The organism is Ancylobacter polymorphus, assembly GCF_022836935.1.
Classification (GTDB): Bacteria; Pseudomonadota; Alphaproteobacteria; order Rhizobiales; family Xanthobacteraceae; genus Ancylobacter; species Ancylobacter polymorphus_A.
The window spans coordinates 102,489-121,903 of the sequence record NZ_CP083242.1; the positions used below are offsets into that span (position 1 = coordinate 102,489).

Consider the following 19,415-nt stretch of genomic DNA (forward strand, 5'->3'; position numbering starts at 1 on the left):
CTGAATGACTAGCCGCACATTGTCATCGTCTGATGACCACGTGAAGGCCATCACCCCTCGGTTTCGGATCGCGGTGCCTGCCACTTCTGGATCGTGGCGGAGAGAAGGGCTTCTCGGCAGAACCGCCGCCCCTGATCGAGGCGAGTCGCCTCTCCACAACGTGCCTGCACTGACCGCCGATGCCCCGTACGAGCTTCGCGCGCATGTTGGTGAAGTTCTGCCAGCAGCGTGCCACGACCGTCCTGTCGCCTCGCGACGCCGACCTGTTCCAGAACTGGCTTCTCGATCTCCTCGCCGCGCGCATGCCACCGCCCCTGACGGAGCGCGACTATGACTGGCACGCGATCGCTCACGCCTCCGGTGTGGATCACGCCGATCTGCAGCGAGCCGGCTCCGTGCTTGCGCCCGGCCTTGATTCGCTGCGCCGTGAGTTGGCGCGCCGCGGCCACGTCACGGTGAAGCGTGCCACGGCGCGCCGCACACCACCTAGTTCGGAGCGGGGTACGCAGCCTCGTGGCGCGGACCAGCCGGAAGCTATGCCACGTCGACGCGGCCCTCGGGCAAAGCCGATCGTCGAGTTCCCTGAGAGCGACGGGCGGCCCTGGACCGACCCTCCCACATTCGCCGATGCGCTCGATTGTTGATTTCCACTGAGATCTGACCCTGCAGGAGCGGATTTTTCCATCGAGAAGTGACCCATGTTTTCACCACGTCTCACGCGGCACACGCGGGGGACAGCGGAGTGATCGACATGGAGTTATTGAGCGTCATCCGACGCTGGCATCATAGGGATCGTAGCTCGATCCGGGAGATATCCCGCCGCACCGGGCTCTCACGGAACACCGTGCGTAAGTACCTGCGAGCGGACAGCGTCGAACCCCGGTTTCACGTTCCGGACCGGCCGAGCAAGCTCGATCCCTATGCCGACAAGCTCGCGGCGATGCTGCGGGTGGAGAGCGGCAAGTCGCGCAAGCACAAGCGCACCGTCAAGCAGTTGCACGCCGATCTCGTGACGTTGGGCTATGAGGGCTCCTACAATCGGGTGGCGGCCTTTGCCCGCGACTGGAAGGCCGCCCGGTTGCGCGAGCAGCAGACCAGCGGCCGCGGCACCTTCGTGCCGCTGGCCTTTGTGCCCGGAGAGGCGTTCCAGTTCGACTGGTCTGAGGACTGGGCGATCATCGCCGGCGAGCGCACCAAGCTGCAGGTCGCTCACGTCAAGCTGTCCTACAGCCGCGCCTTCACTCTGCGAGCCTACCCGCAGCAGACCCACGAGATGCTGTTCGACGCCCATAACCACGCCTTCCGGGTACTGGGCGGCGTGCCGCGGCGGGGGATTTACGACAACATGCGAACGGCCGTCGACAAGGTCGGCCGGGGCAAGGAGCGCCAGGTCAACATCCGCTTCTCGGCCATGGTCAGCCACTTCCTGTTCGAGGCGGAGTTCTGCAACCCGGCCTCCGGCTGGGAGAAGGGGCAGATCGAGAAGAACGTACAGGATGCCCGTCATCGGCTCTGGCAACCCATACCGAACGTCCCCTCGCTGGAGGCCTTGAACGAGTGGCTCGAGACCCGGTGCCGGGAGCTGTGGTCGCAGGCCGGGCACGGCTCGCAACCCGGCTCGATCGCCGATGTGTGGGCTGAGGAGATCCGCCACCTGATGCCGATGCCGCGGCCGTTCGACGGCTTCGTCGAACACGCCAAGCGCGTTTCCCCGACCTGCCTCGTCCACCTCGAGCGCAATCGCTACAGCGTGCCGGCCTCCTTCGCCAACCGCCCGGTGAGCTTGCGTGTCTATCCCGACCGGATCGTTGTGGTCGCTGAGGGACAGGCCATCTGTGAGCATGGTCGGGTGTTCGCTCGCTCCCATGATCGCCAGAGCCGGACCGTCTATGACTGGCGGCATTATCTGGCCGTGGTCCAGCGCAAGCCCGGCGCATTGCGCAACGGCGCACCGTTCGCCGAGATGCCGCCGGCGTTCCGATCCTTGCAGCAGCATCTGCTCAAGCGGCCGGGCGGTGACCGCGAGATGGTGGAGATCCTGTCCCTGGTCCTCCAGCATGACGAGCAGGTCGTGCTCACGGCCGTCGAACTCGCGCTGCAAGCAGGCGTGCCGACCAAGACCCACATCCTCAATCTGCTGCACCGCCTGATCGACGGTACACCGCTGAGCACGCCGACGATCCCAGCTCCTGGCGCCCTTACGCTGACCACCGAGCCTCAAGCCAATGTCGAACGCTATGACGCCCTCCGCAGGGCCAGGGAGGCGCGCCATGCGTCATGATCCGGCCAGCGGAGCCCTCGTCATTATGCTGAGAAGCCTCAAGATGCACGGCATGGCGCAAGCCGCTGCCGAACTCATCGAACAGGGGTCTCCCGCCTTCGAGACCGCCATGCCGATCCTCTCACAGCTCCTGAAGGCAGAGACCGCCGAGCGGGAGGTGCGCTCGACCGCCTATCAGCTCAAGGCCGCCCGCTTCCCGGCCTATCGCGACCTCGCCGGCTTCGACTTCACCAGCAGCGAGGTCAATGAGGCGCTCGTGCGCCAACTCCATCGCTGCGAGTTCCTCGACGACGCGCACAACGTCGTCCTGATCGGTGGTCCCGGTACCGGCAAGACCCACATCGCCACGGCTCTCGGCGTCCACGCCGTCGAGCATCATCACAGGCGGGTCCGCTTCTTCTCTACCGTCGAGCTCGTCAACGCTCTCGAACAGGAGAAGGCCCAAGGCAAAGCGGGTCAGATCGCCGGTCGGCTCCTCCATGCCGACCTCGTCATCCTCGACGAGCTCGGCTACCTGCCGTTCAGCACCTCGGGCGGCGCCTTGCTGTTCCACCTGCTGAGCAAGCTCTATGAGCGCACCAGCGTGATCATCACCACCAATCTCAGCTTCTCCGAATGGGCTGCCGTCTTCGGCGATGCCAAGATGACCACGGCCCTGCTCGACCGGCTCACCCATCACTGCCATATCCTCGAGACCGGCAATGACAGCTTCCGCTTCAAGAGCAGCTCGGCAAAGCCACCCAAACCCACCAGGGAGAAGCCGCGAAACTTGACCGCAACCTAACCCCAAGACCACCATCAGCCCGGGTCACTTCTCACTGGAAATCCAGGGTCACTTCTCAACGGAAATCAACACCCGGGACGAACTGGAGCGCACCGCCGACCTGCTCGCCGCGCCCGTAGCCAAGGCGCTGCTCGGCAAGGCGGTGCTGCCGGACGAGCATCCCCATACCACCGGCGGCATCGGCATGCTCGGGACGCTGCCCTCGCAGGAGGCGATGGAGCGTTGCGACACGCTGCTGATCGTCGGCTCGACCTTCCCCTATATCGAGTATTACCCGAAGCCCGGCCAGGCCAGGGGCGTGCAGATCGACCGCGATGGCCAGCGCATCGGGCTGCGCTACCCGGTCGAGGTCGGCCTGGTCGGCGATGCCGGAGAGACTCTGCGTCTGCTCAATGAGCGGCTGACCCGCAAGGCCGACCGCAGCTTCCTTGAGGAGGCGCAGGCCGGCATGGCGCGCTGGCGCGAGATGATGGCGACCTCCGAGGCCAAGACCGAGCTGCCGCTGAAGCCCCAGCTGGTTGCCCGCGCGTTCGGCCGGCAGCTGCCAGACGATGCTGTGCTGGTCACCGATTCCGGACAGAACACCGAGCTCGCCGCCCGCCATATCGACATGCGCGAGGGCCAGGCCTTCGGCGTCTCCGGCTCGCTTGCCTCCATGGCCTGCGGGCTGCCCTATGCCATCGCCGCCGGCTTCGCTTTTCCCGGCCGGCCGGTCTTCGCGGTGGTGGGCGATGGCGGGCTCGCCATGCAGCTCGGCGAGTTCTCCACCGCCGTACGCTATCGTATCCCGCTGAAGATGCTGGTGATCAAGAACAACATGCTGAACCAGATCGCGTGGGAGCAGATGATGTTCCTCGGCAATCCGCAGTTCGGCTGCGAATTGCAGCCGATCGACTTTGCCATGGCCGCCGAGGCGATGGGCGGCATCGGCTATTCGATCACTAATCCCGAGCACGTCGAGGACGTGCTGGAGCGCGCCTTCGCCGCTGAGGGGCCGGTGCTGATCGAGGCGGTTGTTGACGCCGCCGAGCCGATGATGCCGCCCAAGATGCCCGCGGACTATGCGCAGAACTTCCGCAAGGCGCTGCCGCAAACGCCCGGACGCGAGCAGATCGAGGCGGCGATCGCCGAGGAGCCGCTGAAGACCATGATCGAGGCGGGGAACCAGCATGAGTGAGCGCTGGGACATGAACCTGTCGGAGCCGGTCAGCTTCCACAAGGACGGCGAGGCGCGGACGCTTCGCACGCTGGATGATGCGCGCGGCCTGCTTTCGGCCCACGAGCCGAGCGAAGGCGACCGCGAGCTATGCCAGGCGGCGGTGACGACGGTGACCAAGGCGGCCTCGTCTGGCCAGCCGTCCGATCGTGAGATGGCTACGGAGCAGATGCGGATACTGCTCCGCTCGCTCGGCTGGATCTGAAGAAACAGTCCGGGCCATCGCCTTACCGAGGAGACCGACATGACACTGTCCGTCATCGCGTTGAATTGCACCCTCAAACGCGGCGAGGAGCCTTCTTCATCCGAGAAGCTTCTACGCGAGGCGCTGACCGAATTCGGCAAGCTCGGTGTCGCCGGCGAGGTCGTCCGCGTCGCCGATCTAGGCTGAGGACTCATAGCCAGAACAGCACGGTAGCCGCGAGAGCGATGGCTGAGAGGAAGACGGTCGGACATCGATCGTAGCGGGTGGCGACGCGCCGCCAGTCCTTGAGCCTCCCGAACATGATCTCGATGCGATTGCGTCGTTTGTAGCGGCGCTTGTCATATCGGATGGGCTGGGAGCGGGATTTTCGTCCGGGGATGCAGGGCTTGATCCCCTTGGCCTGCAAGGCGTCCCTGAACCAGTCCGCATCATATCCTCGGTCACCCAAGAGCCATTGCGCCTTGCGAAGGCTGTCCAGCAGAGCCGCGGCACCGGTGTAGTCGCTGACCTGGCCCGCCGTCATGAACAGGCTGATCGGTCGCCCATTCGCATCCGTCACGGCATGAAGCTTGGTGTTCATGCCGCCCTTGGTGCGTCCGATCAGTCGCCCGACATCCCCCTTTTTACCCGCAGGCTCGAAGCCATGCGGTGGGCCTTCAGATAGGTCGCGTCGGTCATAACCGTTCGCCGCTCGCTCTCTGCGGCGGACAGGCCTTCCATCATCCGGATGAAGATGCCCGCCGCGCTCCAGCGTTTCCAACGATTATAGAGCGTCTTATGGGGGCCATAGGCCCCCCGGGGCGTCGCGCCAGCGCAGTCCGTTGCGGTTGACGAAAATGATCCCGCTCAGAACCCGGCGATCATCCACGCGCGGCTTCCCGTGGCTCCTTGGGAAATAGGGCTGAAGCCGAGCCATCTGCTCATCCGTCAGCCAATACAGGTCGCTCATGTTCAAACTCCTGCGGAGTCTGAATCAGATCGTGCGCCTCATATCAATGGGTCCTGAGCCTAGACGTTGCGGGCGAGAAGCTTGCCGTTGGCATCGTATTGAGCCGGCTCGGCCGATCGACTAATTCTGGCGAAGAAGCACCGTAGCTGAGTCCGTTGGCTATATTTAATCTCTACCTAAGATTTCTTCTATCTTGCCATTTCCACTCCCGAACCTCCGGCATGTCGAGGCCGTGGGCGCGGATGTAGCGATCGTGCTCGGTGAGCTTGTCGCGGATCGCCTGACGCGCATGGACCTTTCCGGCGAGCGCCGGCACGCGGTCGATCACGTCGAGCACGAGGTGGAAGCGGTCGAGCCGGTTGCGTACCACCATGTCGAAGGGCGTGGTGGTCGAGCCCTCCTCCACATAACCGCGCACATGCATGTTGGCGTGATTCGTGCGGCGATAGGCGAGCCGGTGGATAAGCCAAGGATAGCCGTGATAGGCAAAGATCACCGGCTTGTCCCGCGTGAACAGCGCGTCGAACTCACCGTCGGACAGACCATGGGGATGCGCAGATTTGGGCTGCAGCGTCATCAGGTCAACAACGTTGACCACTCGTACCCTGAGTTCAGGGAAATAGCCGCGCAGCAGGTCGACGGCGGCCAGCGCCTCCACCGTCGGCACGTCGCCGGCGCAGGCCAGCACGACGTCGGGCTCGCAATCATGGTCGTTGCTCGCCCATTCCCAGATGCCGATGCCCTGCGTGCAGTGCTTGATGGCGGCGTCCATGTCGAGCCATTGCGGCGCCGGCTGCTTGCCGGCGACGATGACGTTCACCCGGTTCCAGCTCTTCAGGCAGTGGTCGGTGACATAGAGCAGCGTGTTGGCGTCCGGCGGCAGGTAGACGCGCACGATGTCCGCCTTCTTGTTCACCACATGGTCGATGAAGCCGGGGTCCTGATGGCTGAAGCCATTATGGTCCTGCCGCCAGACATGCGAAGTGAGCAGGTAGTTCAGCGAGGCGATGGGCCGGCGCCACTCCACCTCGCTGGACGATTTCAGCCATTTGGCGTGCTGGTTGAACATCGAATCGATGATGTGGATGAACGCCTCGTAGCAGGAGAATAGCCCGTGGCGGCCGGTCAGGAGATAGCCCTCCAGCCAGCCCTGACACATGTGCTCGGACAGCATCTCCGTTACCCGGCCATCCAGCGCCAGATGGTCGTCATAGGACAGCTTTTCCGCGTTCCAGGCGCGGTCCGTCACCTCGAACAGCGCCTGCAGACGGTTGGACGCCGTCTCGTCCGGGCCGAAGACACGGAAATTCTTCGAGGCCAGGTTCGCCTTCATCACGTCGCGCAGGAAGGTGCCCATCACATAGGTGGATTCGGCCTCCACGCCGCCGGGGTGAGGCACGTCGAGCGCGTAACCCGTGAAGTCCGGCAGGCGCAGCGGCCGGCGCAGCGCGCCGCCATTGGCGTGCGGATTGGCGCTCATGCGCTGCTCGCCGGCGGGGGCGACCGCGGCGATCTCGGGTTTCAGCCGGCCATCCGCGTCGAACAGTTCTTCCGGCTTGTAGCTCTTCATCCAGTCTTCGAGCAGCGTGACGTGCTCGGGCTTCGACATGTCGGAGAACGGCACCTGATGCGAGCGCCAGAAGCCCTCGGCCTTCTTGCCGTCGACATTCTTCGGGCCGGTCCAGCCCTTGGGGGAGCGCAGCACGATCATCGGCCAGCGCGGGCGCTCGGTGACGCCATCCTCGCGCGCCGCCTTTTGGATCGCGGCGATCTTGCCGAACGCCTCGTCGACGGCGCTCGCCATGGCGTGGTGCATCGGATCGGGATCCTCGCCTTCGACGAAGATCGGGTCGTAGCCGAAGCCGCGCATCAGCGCGTCGAGTTCCTCATGCGGGATGCGGGAGAGGATTGTGGGATTGGCGATCTTGTAGCCGTTGAGGTGGAGGATCGGCAGCACCGCGCCATCCGCCGCCGGATTGAGGAACTTGTTGCCGTGCCAGCTCGTGGCGAGCGGTCCGGTTTCGGCCTCGCCGTCGCCGACCACGCAGGCGACGATCAGCTCCGGATTGTCCAGCACCGCGCCATAGGCGTGGGAGAGCGAATAACCGAGCTCGCCGCCTTCATGGATCGAGCCGGGAGTTTCCGGCGCCGCATGGCTGGGAATGCCGCCCGGGAAGGAGAACTGGCGAAACAGCCGGCGCAGCCCTTCCTCGTCCGGCGAGACGTCGGGATAGAGCTCGCTATAGGTGCCTTCGAGATAGGTTGCCGCCACCACGCCCGGCGCGCCATGGCCGGGGCCGGCGACGAACAGCACACTGGCGCCGGTGTCGCGGATCACCCGGTTGAGATGCACATAGATGAAGTTGAGTCCCGGCGTGGTGCCCCAATGGCCGAGCAGGCGCGGCTTGACGTGATCGAGGGTGAGTTTTTCGCGCAGCAGCGGATTGTCGAGCAGGTAGATCTGGCCGATCGACAGATAATTGGCCGCCCGCCACCAGGCGTTCATATGTCCGAGCTGTTCCGGGCTCAGCGTTGCCGTTACGGTTTCGTTGGACATGGTTCTCGTCCCCTTCTGGTCGTCTCGGTTCAGCGGACAGGGCAGGCAAGGCGGTCGTCTGGGCTCCGGTACCCGCCTATTGCGGCCGCTTCGTTGATCGCGGTCAAGATGGTTGCGGCAAGGATGGTTATCCTCCTGTCGAACTTGGCGGTTCGGGCGCGAGGCGCCATGCTGCCCGGCATCGTTCCGTGGCAAAGCTTAGGGAGCAGACATGGCAAGCCAGCGACGGTTGCCGGCCCATTCACTTCTCGTGGCACTGCTGCTCGCGATGCTGGCGACGCCGGTCGCGGCGCAGCAGGAGCCCGCAGGCGCTTCCGGCCTTGGCGCGAAGCTGCAGGCGCTGATCGCCCGGCTGAGCGGCAGCCGGTTGCCGGCGGGCCTGTTCCAGACCAATGGTCGCATCGAAGCCGAGCAGGTGCTGGTGGCCTCCAAGCTCGCCGGCCGCGTGGCACAGGTGCTGGTCGAGGAAGGCCAGACCGTCGATGCCGGCGAAGTGGTCGCGCGCATGGACACGAGCGAACTCGAAGCCCAGCTCGCCGGGGCGCAGGCCCAGGTACGTCGCGCCGAGAAGTCGGTCGCCGAGGCCGAGGCGCAGATCGCCCAGCGCGATAGCGAGCACACGCTGGCCGAGCAGGAATTCGAGCGCGCCTCGAAACTCAAGGATAGCGGCTTCGGCACCGCCCAGTCGCTCGATCTGCGCCAGAGCCAGCTGAATGTTGCGGTGGCCGCCCAGCGCGCCGCGCAAGCCTCGCTGGATGAAGCCGACGCCGCCGTCGATGCCGCCCGCGCCGATGTGGCGCGCATCCAGTCGCTGATCGACGATTCCACGCTCAAGGCGCCGCGCCGCGGGCGGATCGAATACCGGCTGGTGCGCTCGGGCGAGGTGGTGGCGGCCGGCGCGCCCATCGTCACGCTGCTGGACCTCTCGGACGTCTACATGACCGTCTTCGTGCCGGCCCGCGTCGCCGGCCGGCTGGCGCTTAGCGACGAGGCGCGCATCGTGCTCGACCCGGCGCCCGACTATGTCATTCCCGCCACGGTGAGCTTCGTGGCCGCCGGGGCGCAGTTCACGCCGAAGTCGGTCGAGACGGCGGATGAGCGCGAAAAGCTGATGTTCCGCATCAAGCTGCGCATCGCGGCGGAACTGCTCAAGCAGTATGAGGACCGGGTGAAGACCGGCGTGCGCGGTGTCGCCTATGTGCGCACGGATCCAGCGACACAATGGCCGGCCGATCTGGCGGTGAAGCTGCCGCAATGAGCGGGGAGGCGGCCGCGCAGATTCCGGCTATCGCGCTCGGCGGCGTGACCCACCGCTATGGCAAGGTCGAGGCATTGCGCGGGCTCGATCTTGCGATTCCGGCCGGCTGCATGGCGGGTCTCATCGGCCCGGACGGCGTGGGCAAGTCGACGCTGCTCGGGCTGGCCGCCGGCGTGACGCGGATCCAGCAGGGGCGGGTGGAGGTGCTCGGCGGCGACATGGCCAATGCGAATTGGCGGCGAGAGGCCGGCGGGCGCGTCGCCTACATGCCGCAGGGGCTGGGGCGCAACCTCTACCCGACACTGAGCGTCGCGGAAAATCTCGACTTCTTCGGCCGCCTGTTCGGGCAGGGCACGGCCGAGCGCCGCGAGCGCATCACTGAGCTCATCGCCGCCACCGGCCTCGCACCCTTCGCCAATCGCCCCGCCGGCAAACTCTCCGGCGGCATGAAGCAGAAGCTCGGCATCTGCGCGGCGCTGATCCACGATCCCGACCTCGTCATCCTCGACGAGCCGACCACGGGCGTCGACCCGCTGTCGCGCCGGCAGTTCTGGGAGCTGATCGAGCGTCTGCGCGTCCGCCGTCCGGGCATGAGCGTCATTGTTGCCACCGCTTATATGGAGGAGGCCGAGCGCTTCGACTGGCTGGCGGCGATGAATGAGGGGCAGGTGCTCGCCACCGGCAGCCCGGCAGAGATTCGCGCGCAGGCGAGCGAGACGACGCTGGAGCGGGCCTTCGTCGCGCTGCTGCCGGCGGGCGAGCGCGGCGCCGCCGAGCCGCTGCCGGATCTGCCGCGCGTCGATCATGGTGGCGCGCCGGCCATCGAGGCGAGCGGGCTGACGCGGCGCTTCGGCGATTTCGTCGCCGTCGACCATGTGAATTTCCGCATCGAGAAGGGCGAGATCTTCGGCTTCCTCGGCTCGAACGGTTCGGGCAAGTCGACGACGATGAAGATGCTCACCGGGCTTCTGCCGGCGAGCGAGGGCGAGGCCAAGCTGTTCGGCGCGCCGCTGGCCGGTGGCGACATGGAGACTCGCAAGCGCGTCGGCTACATGTCGCAGGCCTTCTCGCTCTATGCCGAGCTGACCGTACGGCAGAACCTCGTGCTGCATGCCCAGCTGTTCGAGATCGCCGATGTGGAGGGCCGCGTCGCCGAGATGCTGGAGCGCTTCGACCTCGCAGAAGTCGCCGATGTCCGTCCCGAAAGCCTGCCGCTCGGCATACGCCAGCGCCTACAGCTGGCGGTGGCGGTGATCCATCGGCCGGAGATCCTCATCCTCGACGAGCCGACATCCGGCGTCGATCCGGTGGCACGCGACAATTTCTGGCGCACGCTGATCGAGCTCTCGCGCAAGGATGGGGTGACGATCTTCCTGTCTACCCATTTCATGAACGAGGCCGAGCGCTGCGACCGCATCTCGCTGATGCATGCCGGCCGGGTGCTGGCGGTCGGCACGCCCGGCGAGCTCAAGCGCGACCGGGGCATGGACACGCTGGAGGAGGTGTTCATCGCCGTGCTGGAAGACGCCGGCATGGGGCGCGATCAGGGCGGCGACCTGAAGGAGCGCGCAGCCGCGCCCGCCCGCGTGCGGCGTTTCGATCCCGGCCGGCTGTGGGCCTATGCCAGCCGCGAGGCGCTGGAGATCATGCGCGACCGCGCGCGCCTCGCCTTCGCGCTGCTCGGGCCGATCCTCTTGCTGCTCACTTTCGGCTACGGCATTTCCTTCGATGTCGAGAACCTGCCCTATGCGGTGTTCGACCAGGACCAGAGCCTGCAGAGCCGGCAATTGCTCGAGAGTTTCGAGGGCTCGCGCTATTTCGAGACGCATGCGCCGATCTCCTCGCCCGCCGAGCTCGACCAGCGGCTGAAGAGCGGCGAGCTCAAGCTCGCCATCGAGGTGCCGCCCGACTTCGGCCGCGACCTGATGCGCGAGCGCAGCCCGGAGATCGGCGTCTATGTCGACGGCGCCATGCCGTTCCGCGCCGAGACGACGCGCGGCTATGTGCAGGGCATCGCGCAATCCTATCTCGCCGACGCGCAGCTGCGCACGCAAGGGCAGGCGGTGCCGGTCTATCCGATCACCATCGAGCCGCGCTACCGCTACAATCAGGCGTTCAAGAGCGTGAACGCCATGGTGCCAAGCGTCATCATGCTGATGCTCATCCTCATCCCGGCGATCATGACCGCGCTCGGCGTGGTGAAGGAGAAGGAGACCGGCTCCATCACCAATTTCCAGTCGACGCCGGTCACAAGGCTGGAATTCCTGCTCGGCAAGCAACTGCCCTATGCCGCCATCGCCTTCGGCAGCTTCGTCACGCTGGTGATCACCGCGCGGCTGATCTTCGACGTGCCGGTGAAGGGTTCGCTGCCGACGCTGGCGCTCGGCTCGCTGGCCTATGTGCTGGCGACCACGGGCTTCGGCCTCCTGATCTCCAGCTTCGTGCGGAGCCAGGTGGCGGCGATCTTCGCCACCGCCATCATCGCCATCATCCCGGCGGTGAACTTCTCCGGCCTGCTCGTGCCGGTGTCCTCGCTCTCGGGCGGGGCGCGGTTCATGGGGCTCGCCTTCCCCTCGGCCTGGTATCAGCAGGTGAGCGTCGGCACCTTCACCAAGGCGCTGGGTTTCGCCGAGCTCTGGCCCGACATCGTCGTGACCTTTCTTTTCGCGCTGTTCTTCATCGCGGCGGCGATGGTCGCGTTGCGCAAGCAGGGGGTGTGAGGAATGTTCGCCCGGCTCGCCCGCATCTTCCGCCTCGGCATCAAGGAACTGTACAGCCTGAAGGCCGACCCGGTTCTCGCGGGGCTGATCGTCTACACCTTCACCATCGCCATCTACACGGTGGCTTCCGGCGCGAAGTTCGAGGTGGAGAATGCCGCCGTCGCGGTGGTCGACGAGGACCAGACCGCCCTGTCGCGGCGGATGCGTGACGCGCTGCTCAAGCCCTTCTTCAAGGAGCCGGTGCTGATCGGCGCGGAGGAGGTGGACGAGGTGATGGATTCCGGCCGCTTCGTCTTCGTGGTGTCGATCCCGCCGAAATTCGAGCATGACGTCATCGCCGGCCGCTACCCGACCATCCAGCTCGACATCGACGCCACCGCTATGTCGCAGGCGGGCAATGGCGCCTCCTACATCCAGAACATCCTCGTGCAGGAAGTCGCTGCCGCCGTGCCCGGCGCGTCGAGCGCGCAGCCGGTCAATGTGGTTGTGCACGCGCTGTTCAACCCGAACCTGCAATCGGCGTGGTTCACGGCGGTGATGCAGGTGATCAACAACGTCACCATGCTCGCCGTCATCCTCTCCGGCGCGGCGCTGATTCGCGAGCGCGAGCATGGAACGATCGAGCATCTGCTGGTGATGCCGGTGACGCCGATGGAGATCATGCTGGCGAAGATCTGGGCCAACGGCCTCGTTATCGTCATCGCGGCGACGCTGTCGCTGGTCGTGGTGGTGGAGCGGCTGCTCGGCGTGCCGACGCAAGGCTCGCTCGCGCTCTTTGTCGGGGCGATGCTGGTCTACCAGTTCTCGGTGACGGCGCTCGGCATCCTCGTCGCCACGGTGTCGACCTCGATGGCGCAGTTCGGTCTCATCGTCATGCCGGTGCTGATCATCATGAACCTGCTCTCGGGCTCGACCACGCCGATGGAAAGCATGCCGGTCTGGCTGCAGAATGTGATGCAGCTCTCACCCTCCACCCATTTCGTCGCGCTGTCGCAGGCGGTTCTCTATCGCGGCGCCGGGTTCTCGGTGGTGTGGGGGCAGATGATGGCGCTCGCCGCCATCGGCGCGGCGTTCTTCTTCCTCGCGGCGCTGCGCTTCCGCAAGGCGTTGCAGACCGGTGGATAATACTCAGTCGCCCTGGCACAAACGTACCGACAACCGGCAAATCTTAGTCGATCACATATACAATTTGTTATTCGCCCGGCAGGTCAGGAGTGAAACTGAGCGGGATGGATTGCCGACTAATCGGCACATACTCAACGCGATCGCGCCCAGCGCGCTTCGCGATATAAACGGCGCGATCAGCTGCCTCACAGAGGGCAATAGCCGATTCGGCTTCTGCGTGACTGGTCGATACTCCAATACTCACAGTGCAGGCCGGTATGGCTCCGGTGGCGAGGGGAATGGACGAACTCGCCAGTTCTGATCGAAGCTTTTCGGCAAGAAACAGTGCGCCTTCTTCCGCTGTGTCCGGCAGGATCACACTGAACTCCTCCCCTCCGATGCGGGCAGGAAGGTCTCCCGGTCGACGCGCGCATCGATTGACCGCAGCCGCCAGCGCCTTGAGCATCTCGTCGCCAATGGCATGACCGTATCGATCGTTAACGCGCTTGAAATGATCCGCATCCAGCACCATCAGCGATAGTGGTGTGCCGGTGCGCACCGAGCGTCGCCATTCTCGCTCAAGCACCTCGTCAAATCGACGGCGATTGGCCAGACCGGTGAGCCCATCCGTCGTTGCCAACTGTGCCAGCTCGGCTTCTGCGAGGGCTCGCCGACGCAGTTCTTTGCCGAGCTTGACCGCGAAAACAACGAGTGCGCCGCAAAGCAGCACGGCCACTGGGCCGATAATGAGGGCACGACTGCGCCACGGTGACAGGATGGGCTGCGTGCTCAAGCCGACATTGACGATGAGATCAGACCCCGGCACCGCAGTGAAACTGTAAAGACGCGCAACCTTGTCGATGCTGGCGATTGCCGCGAATGTCCCGGTGCTCTCGGCACGAATACGCTGGAAATTTGAGCTCTCCGAGACATCCACGCCAACGTCACCGTGACCATCGAGAGACGGCTGCCGGCAACGATGCGGCCTTCATTCGTGACAAGAACAAGGACATCATTTGGCTGCAACCCAATCAGCTGCAGAAAGGAACGGATAAACTCGATCCTGATTGCCGCCAGCACGACACCATCGAAGCTCCCGTCGGGCTTGGAAATGCGTCGGCTGATGGCAATGCTCCACTCGCCATTGCGCAAACGGCTTTGATAAGGCTGGCTGATATACGTGCCGACGATGGCACTGTCGCGATGAACTTCAAAATAATCACGGTCGGAAAAATTCGCACTGCGGCGATGAACGGCAGAATCGGCAACGATGTCCCCATTCGCGTTCAGAACAAGAATCGACCCAACAAAATTCATGCTGCTGGCAAGATTTGCCAGGATATGTTGATCGACGGGCTGAGCGTCGCCTGCATCGATATCGCCCAATTCAAGCATGATAAAGCGCAGCGCCGCATCATACACTTGGATATGTTGATCCACATGAGCCGAAATAGCTCGGGCGAGGTTCGTGCCGGCCAGTTCGGCGCGTTTCCATGTCTCCGCGCGCATTTGCCAGAGACCCCGATGACCGCCAACAGGATCAAGGCGGCCAGAATGCTGCCAAGGAGCAGCGCTCGCGCTTGGAACCCTTTCGTGGCGACAGGGGAGCAGGCACGCAATTGATCCAACGGACGCCTCGCCGAAATGCGGTTACACTGGATTATTTTTGGGACCAATAGGAAGACAAAGCGGAAATTAGCGTCAAGATCGACGGTAGAATGAGCGTGGCCGGTAAGGAAACGAAGGCAGAGCCTTAGAGCCCGTCCCGAAAGGGTTGAGCGGCTGGGGCGCTCGTGATTCCAAGGGGTTGTTCAGGCCATCTTGGAGCGAGCGATGTGGACCCCAGCCACTCGCCGGCAGCATAGTCGTGCGGGACTTCGATACGAAACGGATTTGACGGATGCGGAGTGGCGGCTGGTTGCGCCGTTGCTACCAGCGCCGAAGCGAACAGGTCGGCCTCTGTCGTGGCCGCTGCGCGAGATCGTCAACGCGATCTTCTATGTGATGCGCGGCGGCATCTCCTGGCGGCTTCTGCCGAGCGACCTTCCACCCAAGAGCACGGCCTATCGCTGGTTTGCGGCCTGGCGGGACGGGGGCGTGTTCGAGGCGCTGAACCATGCTTTGCTGATGATCGATCGCGAACGCAGCGGTCGGTCGGGCTCGCCGAGCGCCTGCATCATCGACAGCCAGAGCGTGAAGACCAACGAAGCCGGCGGCCCGCGCGGCTACGACGCCGGCAAGAAGATCATGGGCCGCAAGCGTCACGCCCTCGTCGACACCGACGGGCGCGGCCTCGTCCTCTTCGCCCATCCCGCCAGCGTGCAGGATCGCGACGGGGCGGGCCCGCTGCTGGCTGCCTCGCGCCGCCCCTTCCCCTTCATCGAGAAGGTCTTCGCCGATGCCGGCTATCAAAGCCCGCGTGTCGCGACCGCAACCCGCATCGCCGTCGAGATCGTTCGCCGCAAGCCCGATCAGATCGGCTTCGCCGTCCAGCCACGACGATGGGTCGTCGAGCGCTTCTTTGCCTGGATCAACCGAAACCGAAGGCTCTGGAAGGACGCAGAAGCGACAATCGCATCGGCGACAGCCTTCCTCTACGCCGCCGCAGCCTTGGTCCTCATCCGACGCATCGCTCGATCACAATGAGTTCCGAGACGGACTCTAAGATGATAGACGCGACGGCCGGGTCACGCGACGAATACGCTACGAACGCAACCTTTTGTTCCAGCATTCCCCTCGTCGCCTCCCGCGTGAGATAGCAGGGAGATAGCCCCCACATCGGCAGTAAGATGAGGCGAACATGATGAGGAAACAACCTCAGCACCATCGCCTGATCGTCGGTAGGCCTGAGGCGGACCGGGTCTCGCGCGGTGGGAGAGGCAGTCCCGTGGGACAGACAAGTTGTACAGCCAGAAACCGGACCCGTTGAGAGTCCGAGAAGGGTCAACTCCGGCCCTGGGGAACCCTGATCATCGACGCGGTATCACGTTGGCAGATGATATCTCGACGGATCGACGCCGAGCGCACGAACCAAAGCCGCAAGGGGGCAAACAGCTGGGCGCGCGTGGCCTCACCCACAGCGCGGAGGTGGCGCGCCACCCCGAACCGCGAAAAGATCGAGCCAACGAGCTATGACTCCTTTCGCGAAACTGGTCATAACGGCGAAGGACAGTATCGGGTCCCGGCATGATGCGGGCAGTCAAACTCCGTCATCGGCGTCGACCGCCTCCACGAGCTCGTCCTCATCTCTCTCGTCCACCATGAGCCCCACCGGGATATCTCCTGCGAGCAGCCTGTCCTTGCTGAGCAAGCCGGCGTCCTCGAGCGCCTCCATGTCCGGCAGGTCGCGCAACGTGTCGAAGCCGTAATGCGACAGGAACTCCCTGGTCGTTACATAGGTATAGGGCGCGCCGGGTTGCGGCGAGCGCGGACCGGCGGCGATGAAGCCGAGCCGGCGCAGATGACCGATGGTGTCGCGACTGATCTCCCGGCCGAAGAACTGGCTGAGCTCGCCGCGGGTGATCGGCTGGAAGTAGCCGATGCATAGCAGCACCAGCGCCTCGGATTGCGACAGCGGCTTGGTCTCGGTGGTGCCGAGGCCGGTCGCCACCTGGATCGCCTCGGCGAAACTCTTGCGGGTGCGGTGCTGCCAGCCGCCGGCGACCGCCACCAGCTCATAGGGCCGGCCGCGCAGCTCGGCGCGGATGTCGTCGATGAGATGATCGAGGCTGCAGTCGCGGCCGACCACTTTTGCCAGCACCTCGCGGGTCACCGGCTCGGGCGAGGCAAAGATCACCGCCTCGACCCGGCCCATCCATTCACGCCAGCGCAGCTCCGGCGGCAGGGCGCTGAGCTCGGCGTCGAAGCTCACCCGGGTTTTCGCGCGCTTGGCCATCTCACAGACCGTAGAGTCGGAACGCTGAGCGGCCGGTGAGCTCGCGCACCGCGCCCAGCGCCTCGAGCCGCTCGAACAGCCGCCGCGCGCCCCAGCGCGAGAGCTTTGCGGTTGCCAGCGTGCCCGGCACCGCGTCATCGTCGAGCAGAAGGGCGATCGCCTCCCCTGCCCCCTTGGCGCGCAGTTTTGGGGCGACCGCCAGCAGCCGGGCGGCGCGCGGCGCGATCTCGGCGGCTACGCGGCAGGCCCGCGCCGCGCCCTGCGCCACGGCGAGGCAGAGCGCGGCCTCGAAGCCGTCGTCACCCGGACGCAGCCGCCCTCCCCGGCCGGTCCCGCGGAAGGCGGCGCTGTGCGCTTCCGCCATCAGCAACGGCAGCGGCAGCGGCCAACGCAGGCGCCGCGCAAGGACCTGGTCGGCCAGCCACCAGCCCAGCAGCCCCGCGTTCGGCGCGGTCTTGTCAACGGCGCGCAGCACCGCCGCGGCAAAAAGCGGCGCCGCACGCCCCTCCCTCAGGTAACGGTCGATCTCGTCCGGAAGAGCGATCAGCTCCGGCCTCCAGCTCAGGCCGAGCAGGCCGCAGGTCGATTCAAGGGTCGTCGCATCCATCATTGGGGAGCGCTCGGCGAGCCGGCGCCAGGTGGCCAGCAGCCGGCCGGCGGGACCCGGATCGCCATCGGCGGGACGCAGCATCCAGGCATCGCGCAGGGCGGCCTCGTCCTCCGTACGCCCAGCGTGGCGCGCGGCCGCGGCGGCGCAGCTGAGCGCCAGCCGCGCGCGCCAGACGCCAGCCCAGGGCGGGTTTGATCGCACGAGATTATCGAGCGAATTCAACGCCGCGCCGGCCAGGAACGCCGCCTCAGCCGGGTTTGTCACCGGGCCGCTCGGGAGCGCCCAGCCGGGGATGACCGGCATGGCGATGGGGACCGAGGAGGGCGGAATCAGCGCGACATCCATGGAACGACGCTATCGAAAGCGTGCGCTTTAGTCCATGATACAGCGGTTCAACCGCACGCCACGTCCAGGAATAAGAACGTCCGATAAGATTGAATTATCGGACGTTTTTGACATTATATAGAGAATGCGCGATGTCGCTCGGCCGAGATGGCTGGAATCGGCTGGAAAGCCGTCGTTTTTCGCCTCCCCTCTTCCCGGATGGGTGGATTCCTCGCCCTAATTGAGCGGACCGCCCGACCTGGATCGGTGGATTTCCCACGCCGCTGGAGCCGCGAGGGCACCCCTCGGGCGGAAAATCAGCCTCTTCGGGCCCGATGGGCACGGCGCCAGCGTCCAAAACCCCTGAAATCGCCTGTTTTCCGCACAGAGCCCCACAGGCGGCCGTTTTGGCCTCTTCTGGCACTTGGACCCATCTGCGGTGCCCGATCGACCTCCACGGGCCTCTGGCAAGGTCGATAAAACACGTCTGCAAAGGTTCGTTTGCTCAAATCTGTATTGATTGTACAAAGGGCCGGAAATCGCCCCCGGAGACGCCATGGCCCGCCCCGCCTTCTCCCCTCCCCGGCCGGCTCGCCGCCTGATCGGCTATGCCCGGGTTTCGACCGACGAGCAGGCGACCGATGCCCAGGTCGACGAGTTGCGCGCGGCCGGCTGCCAGATCATCCACCAGGAGCATGGCTCCGGGGCTTCGCGGGCCCGGCCGGTGCTGGCCAGGCTGATGCGCGAAATCGGGCCCAGTGACGTCCTGGTCGTCGTGCGGCTCGATCGCCTCGCCCGCTCGGTCAGCCACCTGCTCGCGGTAATCGAGGACCTGGAAGGACGTCAGGCCCATTTCCGCTCGTTGCGCGACCCGATCGACACCTCGACGCCGCAGGGCATGTTCTCGCTGCAGGTGCTCGGCGCTGTCGCCCAGCTTGAGCGTGCCCTTATCGCCGAGCGCACCAGGGCCGGGATGAAGGCGGCCAAGGCGCGCGGCAAGCTCCCCGGCAACCCCGGCCTGCGCGAGCGTCGGCCGGAGGCCATCCGTGCCGCCTCGGCGGCACGCCAGAAGGTCTATGTCGGTGACCTGATCGCCTCGGCCTCGGCCTGGCTGCCGATCGTGCGGCGCATGCGGCCGCAGCACAGCTGGGACGACGTGGTGCGGGTGCTGAACCATCGCGGCCAGAGCTGGACCATCGAGAAGCTGCGGCGCGCCGTGCATCGGCTGGTGCAGGAGCGGATGGCGGAGGCGGAGCTGCTTCGGCGCTCACCGCGGCGTCCGCCCGAGGACCGGCTGATGACGCTCGTCGCCGGCATCGCCATCGCCGACCCGGATCTCAGCTTGCGCGACATCGCCGCCCAGCTTGAGCGGATGCGCGAGCGCACACCGCGTGGCGGGCGGCAATGGGCCGCCTCTTCGGTCAAGTCCCTGTTGGACCAAGCGCGCCGGCTGGGGCTCGTGGTGCCGCAGCCGCGGGACGATACCTGAGATCGCAACGTGGCCCGCTCCGA

The 19,415-nt window shown here is 65.4% G+C and carries 15 protein-coding genes and 2 pseudogenes; 12 read left to right on the plus strand and 5 right to left on the minus strand.

All coding sequences use genetic code 11. The features are described from left to right. Nucleotides 1-203: 203 nt before the first annotated feature. The 6 genes and pseudogenes from K9D25_RS23865 to K9D25_RS23890 all read left to right on the plus strand — a co-directional run bounded on the left by K9D25_RS23865 (nt 204) and on the right by K9D25_RS23890 (nt 4,672). Nucleotides 204-644, plus strand: a complete 441-nt coding sequence (locus tag K9D25_RS23865) for a hypothetical protein (RefSeq protein ID WP_244451453.1) — start codon at nt 204-206, stop codon at nt 642-644. Nucleotides 645-751: 107 nt separating this feature from the next. Next, a complete protein-coding gene (istA, locus tag K9D25_RS23870) occupies nt 752-2,281 on the plus strand; it encodes an IS21 family transposase (protein WP_244450770.1) in 1,530 nt (509 codons plus the stop codon). Then, complete coding sequence (istB, locus tag K9D25_RS23875; RefSeq protein WP_244376040.1) at nt 2,271-3,065, plus strand: IS21-like element helper ATPase IstB; 795 nt, start codon at nt 2,271-2,273, stop codon at nt 3,063-3,065. The genes istA and istB overlap by 11 nt, the downstream gene beginning before the upstream one ends. A gap of 4 nt (nt 3,066-3,069) precedes the next feature. Then, nucleotides 3,070-4,242: pseudogene (locus tag K9D25_RS23880) on the plus strand (thiamine pyrophosphate-dependent enzyme); the annotation flags it as partial. After that, the gene (locus K9D25_RS23885) at nt 4,235-4,486 is read left to right on the plus strand and encodes a hypothetical protein (protein WP_244451322.1); all 252 of its coding nucleotides are present in this window, start codon (nt 4,235-4,237) and stop codon (nt 4,484-4,486) included. The pseudogene K9D25_RS23880 and the gene K9D25_RS23885, both read left to right, overlap by 8 nt. Nucleotides 4,487-4,525: 39 nt before the next feature. After that, complete coding sequence (locus K9D25_RS23890; protein WP_244451323.1) at nt 4,526-4,672, plus strand: hypothetical protein; 147 nt, start codon at nt 4,526-4,528, stop codon at nt 4,670-4,672. A gap of 4 nt (nt 4,673-4,676) precedes the next feature. On the opposite strand, the pseudogene K9D25_RS23895 reads toward K9D25_RS23890, so the two are convergent. Then, nucleotides 4,677-5,435, minus strand: a pseudogene (locus tag K9D25_RS23895) (IS5 family transposase). A 172-nt stretch (nt 5,436-5,607) separates the two neighbouring features. Further along, entirely contained in the window at nt 5,608-7,992 is a 2,385-nt protein-coding gene (locus K9D25_RS23900) for a phosphoketolase family protein (RefSeq protein ID WP_244451324.1), read from the minus strand. A 211-nt stretch (nt 7,993-8,203) separates the two neighbouring features. Between K9D25_RS23900 and K9D25_RS23905 the strand changes: the two genes are divergently transcribed. The 3 genes from K9D25_RS23905 to K9D25_RS23915 are packed head-to-tail and all read left to right on the plus strand — an operon-like array spanning nt 8,204 to nt 13,095. Continuing rightward, nucleotides 8,204-9,250, plus strand: coding sequence for an HlyD family secretion protein (locus K9D25_RS23905; protein ID WP_432207978.1), 1,047 nt, complete (start codon nt 8,204-8,206; stop codon nt 9,248-9,250). Continuing rightward, nucleotides 9,247-11,970 carry a ribosome-associated ATPase/putative transporter RbbA gene (gene rbbA, locus K9D25_RS23910; protein WP_244451325.1) on the plus strand — a complete coding sequence of 908 codons (2,724 nt, stop codon included), beginning with the start codon at nt 9,247-9,249 and terminating at the stop codon, nt 11,968-11,970. Before K9D25_RS23905 ends, rbbA begins: the two co-directional genes overlap by 4 nt. A gap of 3 nt (nt 11,971-11,973) precedes the next feature. After that, complete coding sequence (locus tag K9D25_RS23915) at nt 11,974-13,095, plus strand: ABC transporter permease (protein WP_244451326.1); 1,122 nt, start codon at nt 11,974-11,976, stop codon at nt 13,093-13,095. A 67-nt stretch (nt 13,096-13,162) separates the two neighbouring features. Here the strand turns inward: K9D25_RS23915 and K9D25_RS23920 are convergent, their stop codons facing one another. Next, nucleotides 13,163-14,011, minus strand: coding sequence for a GGDEF domain-containing protein (locus K9D25_RS23920; protein ID WP_244451327.1), 849 nt, complete (start codon nt 14,009-14,011; stop codon nt 13,163-13,165). Between K9D25_RS23920 and K9D25_RS23925 the strand changes: the two genes are divergently transcribed. Both K9D25_RS23925 and K9D25_RS23930 read left to right on the plus strand, forming a co-directional pair. Then, nucleotides 13,990-14,697 carry a hypothetical protein gene (locus K9D25_RS23925; protein ID WP_244451328.1) on the plus strand — a complete coding sequence of 236 codons (708 nt, stop codon included), beginning with the start codon at nt 13,990-13,992 and terminating at the stop codon, nt 14,695-14,697. The genes K9D25_RS23920 and K9D25_RS23925 overlap by 22 nt on opposite strands. Before the next feature lie 210 nt (nt 14,698-14,907). Beyond that, a complete protein-coding gene (locus K9D25_RS23930) occupies nt 14,908-15,720 on the plus strand; it encodes an IS5 family transposase (RefSeq protein ID WP_244451329.1) in 813 nt (270 codons plus the stop codon). Nucleotides 15,721-16,273: 553 nt separating this feature from the next. On the opposite strand, the gene scpB is transcribed toward K9D25_RS23930, so the two are convergent. Both scpB and K9D25_RS23940 read right to left on the minus strand, forming a co-directional pair. After that, a complete protein-coding gene (gene scpB, locus K9D25_RS23935) occupies nt 16,274-16,969 on the minus strand; it encodes an SMC-Scp complex subunit ScpB (protein WP_244451330.1) in 696 nt (231 codons plus the stop codon). A 1-nt stretch (nt 16,970) separates the two neighbouring features. Next, a complete protein-coding gene (locus tag K9D25_RS23940; RefSeq protein WP_244451331.1) occupies nt 16,971-17,924 on the minus strand; it encodes a DUF1403 family protein in 954 nt (317 codons plus the stop codon). A 535-nt stretch (nt 17,925-18,459) separates the two neighbouring features. Between K9D25_RS23940 and K9D25_RS23945 the strand changes: the two genes are divergently transcribed. Continuing rightward, nucleotides 18,460-19,392 (plus strand): recombinase family protein, encoded by a 933-nt coding sequence (locus K9D25_RS23945; RefSeq protein ID WP_244451102.1) that lies wholly within the window; start codon nt 18,460-18,462, stop codon nt 19,390-19,392. Nucleotides 19,393-19,415 lie beyond the last annotated feature (23 nt).